Genomic DNA, 3,973 nt, shown 5'->3' on the forward strand with positions numbered 1-3,973 from the left:
CACTACAAAGATGGGATTAATAGATATTATGTTTTATAGAAAAAAGGAAGGTATATAATGATCTTACTCCTTTTTTCTATTTTTATTTAAATGAAGAATTTTACCTGTTCCTTCAATTACTACTTTAAATTATTAAATAAAAAAAAGAAGACTACTATTTCTAGTAGCCTTCTTATATTTTTTCAGAAAACGATCTTACTTCATCATCTTATCGATTTCTTCGAATTCAGGTCCCATATTCAAGTTATAGTAAACTCTGTAAAGACCTTGCAACCATAAATCCTGTTGATCGGGTTTTAAAGCTCTGGCTTTTTCATAGAATGGTTTAGCTTCTTCGTAGAATTTCTTAACCACAGCTTGTGCTTCAGCGTACTTAGGATCATTGATATCTGTTGTTGCTTTATCAGCATAATCCTGTGCTTTCATCAAATATACCAAACCTACATTAGAGTATGCTTCTGCATATTCCGGATCAGCAGCAATAGCTTTCTTGTAATATTCGATTGCATTATCATATTCTTTCATATTATGATAAAGATATGCCTTTACGTACAAATACAACTTATTGTTCGGATCATTAGCTAACATTCTATCAGCAAACTCCATAGCTTTTGAAGCTTGATTAGAACTATTATAATAATCAACCAAATTAGCGAAGAAATAATCATTTCCAGGGAACTTAAGGATACCCTCTTCCAAAGATTTAATCCAAGCAGCAGTATCACCTTTAGCTTTATAAGCATCAGCCATCAATTGCATTGCAAATTTACCTCCATCTTTATCGGATAAAGCCATAGGAGCATATTTAATGATCGCATCTTTATCACCTACTCTATCAGCAGCTAATGTTGCATAATAAGCAATTTGCGGAAGAAGAGTATCGTTTTTAGCCAATTCTTTATCAGCTAACATCGGATAAGAAGCTGACTCTACATAGGTTGCAAAGAACTTCAAAGCCTCTTTATTCTTGTCCAGGTTGAAATACTGAATACCACCATTAATCAAATTAGGACGTTCAGCCAACATACTGGAAGCATTAGCCTTACGATATTTGTTTTTAACTTTTCCCTTTTCATTAGGTATTTCCGCTAATTCATCACACTTATTATAGTACTCATACATTTTCAGAATACTATTGTATACTTTCAATGTATCATACGGCTTCTTCAAAAAAGCATTTTTCATTTGCTCCTCGTTGATACGTCTCTGAATAAATCCAGCAACGTCCCATGTGTCAGCAAGATCCTTCGTTTCAGGATTCTTCATAGCCTCCTTAATAAGCTGTTCAGCCTGCTTAAAATTAGGTTTTACGTCATTAGCCATACTCTTTGCTTCTTTCACATTCTTCATCTGAGCGAATGAGAAGCTAACAGCCATCAATAAAACCATAGAAAATAATACTCTTTTCATGATTGTTGTTTGATTAATTATTAATATTATGTCTATTCCTCAATTTCGTTATTGCTTTCGTTTTCATTTACGTCCGTTGCATCATCAATATCAGGAACATCAGCATTCGGATCACTCACGATTGTACCCTCTGCCTCTTCTGCCGGAATTTCATCTTCAAGACTTTCTGTCATAACCTTACATACCGAACCAATCTGGTCGTTACGTTTTTCAAGATTTATCAGACGAACGCCTTGAGTAGCACGGCCCATTATACGAACATCCGCTACCTTCAAACGAATAGTGATACCAGACTTATTGATAATCATCAAGTCATTTTCATCGGTTACCGACTTGATTGTTACCAACTTACCTGTCTTTTCGGTAATATTCATGGTCTTCACACCCTTACCTCCACGGTTCGTTTTACGATAGTCTTCAATTTCAGAACGTTTACCATATCCTTGTTCGGAAACTACCATTACAGATTCTGTCTCCAAATCTTTGATACAAATCATTCCTACTACTTCATCCTGACCATCATTATCCAACGTAATACCACGTACACCTGTTGCTGTACGTCCCATTACACGAACTGCTGCCTCATGGAAACGAATTGCACGACCATTGCGGTTTGCAATGATGATTTCATTATTTCCATTCGTCATACGAACTTCAATTACGCTATCATCTTCGCGGATAGTTATAGCATTTACACCATTCTGACGAGGACGAGAATACTGTTCAAGCAATGTCTTCTTTATTACACCTTTCTTAGTACAGAATAATACATAGTGGCTATTGATGAACTCGGAATCCTCTAAGCTCTTCACACGCAAGTATGCAGTTACATTATCATCCGAATCAATATTCAACAAGTTCTGAATAGCACGGCCCTTAGAATTCTTCGTTCCTTCAGGTATTTCATATACTTTCAGCCAATAACACTTACCCTTTTGTGTAAAGAACATCATGGTATTGTGCATGGTAGCAGGATAAATATGCTCTACAAAGTCTTCATCACGGGTTTCCGTACCTTTCGAACCTACTCCACCACGATTTTGTGCACGGAATTCGGTCAACGGTGTACGTTTAATATAACCCATATGAGAAATTGTAATAATCATCTGATCATCTGCATAGAAGTCTTCCGGATTAAATTCTTCTGAAGAATAAACAATTTCAGAGCGACGTACATCTCCATATTTCGCTTTGACTTCTAATAATTCCTCTTTCATTACCCGACGACATACTTCATCATCAGCCAAAATACTTTCCAAATAAGCTATCTGCTTCATTATTTCTTCGTATTCCGCATGAAGCTGATCCTGCATCAGACCGGTTAACTGACGCAAACGCATTTCTACAATTGCACGAGCCTGAATTTCTGTCAGGTTAAATCGCTCAATTAAGCCCGCTATAGCGTCATTCGGAGTCTTTGCAGCACGAATGATGCGAATTACTTCATCAATATTATCTGAAGCAATAATCAAACCTTCAAGAATGTGCGCACGCTCTTTCGCCTTACGAAGATCGAACTGAGTACGACGAATAACAACTTCGTGTCTATGCTCTATGAAATATTTAATTAAATCTCTTAGATTCAACGTTTTTGGACGTCCATGAACCAAAGCCACATTGTTAACGCCAAAAGAGGTCTGCAAAGCTGTCATTTTATAGAGTTTATTCAACACTACACTTGCATTTGCATCACGTTTTATGTCAATAACAATACGCATACCATCACGGTCAGACTCATCGTTGGCATTTGAGATACCTTCTATCTTCTTATCATTTACAAGATCAGCAATATATTTAATCAGTTCGGCCTTATTTACATTATAAGGAATCTCTGTTATTACGATCTTGTCATGTGTTTGTCCGCTTTCAATTTCAGCTTTCGCACGCATAATTACACGTCCTCGACCTGTCAAATATGCTTCGCGTACACCACTCACACCATATATATATCCGCCAGTAGGGAAATCCGGTGCTTTGACAAATTCCATCAGTTCCTCTACCGTAATTTCCGGATTATCAATATATGCATCACATGCTTCAATCACTTCCGAAAGATTATGAGGAGGCATATTGGTAGCCATACCAACAGCAATACCGGATGCTCCGTTCACCAGAAGGTTCGGGATACGCGTCGGCATCACCTTAGGTTCCACCAGTGTATTATCAAAGTTAGGCTCAAAATCAACGGTTTCCTTATACAAGTCATCCATCATTGCTTCACCCAACTTATTAAGACGAGCTTCTGTATAACGCATAGCAGCAGGGCTATCACCATCCACAGAACCAAAGTTTCCCTGTCCATCTACCAAAGGATAACGCATTGCCCATTCCTGCGCCATACGTACCATTGCAAAATAAACAGAAGAATCCCCATGAGGATGATACTTACCAAGTACCTCACCCACGATTCTCGCTGACTTTTTATAAGGTTTGTCTGAAGTATTGCCTAATTCCATCATTCCGTATAAAATTCTACGGTGAACAGGCTTAAATCCATCTCTAACATCCGGAAGGGCACGTGAAACGATGACCGACATGGAGTAGTCAATGTACGATGACTTCA

General features: G+C 37.7%; 2 protein-coding genes. Both read right to left on the reverse strand.

Features of this window, described 5'->3' with window-relative positions; translation table 11 throughout:
* Positions 1-195: 195 nt before the first annotated feature.
* Positions 196-1,410: a tetratricopeptide repeat protein gene (locus tag ACT8YW_RS22195; RefSeq protein WP_004295966.1), complete on the reverse strand. Its 1,215-nt coding sequence runs from the start codon at positions 1,408-1,410 to the stop codon at positions 196-198.
* A gap of 32 nt (positions 1,411-1,442) precedes the next feature.
* On the reverse strand, positions 1,443-3,973 hold a 2,531-nt coding region (gene gyrA / locus ACT8YW_RS22200), incomplete at its 5' end, for a DNA gyrase subunit A (protein ID WP_444107172.1).

The organism is Bacteroides sp., from assembly GCF_052357945.1.
In the GTDB taxonomy this organism is placed as follows: Bacteria; Bacteroidota; Bacteroidia; order Bacteroidales; family Bacteroidaceae; genus Bacteroides.

Excerpts from the sequence above, each read along its gene's own strand:
- ACT8YW_RS22195 (WP_004295966.1), bottom strand. The coding sequence starts at position 1,410 with ATGAAAAGAGTATTATTTTCTATGGTTTTATTGATGGCTGTTAGCTTC.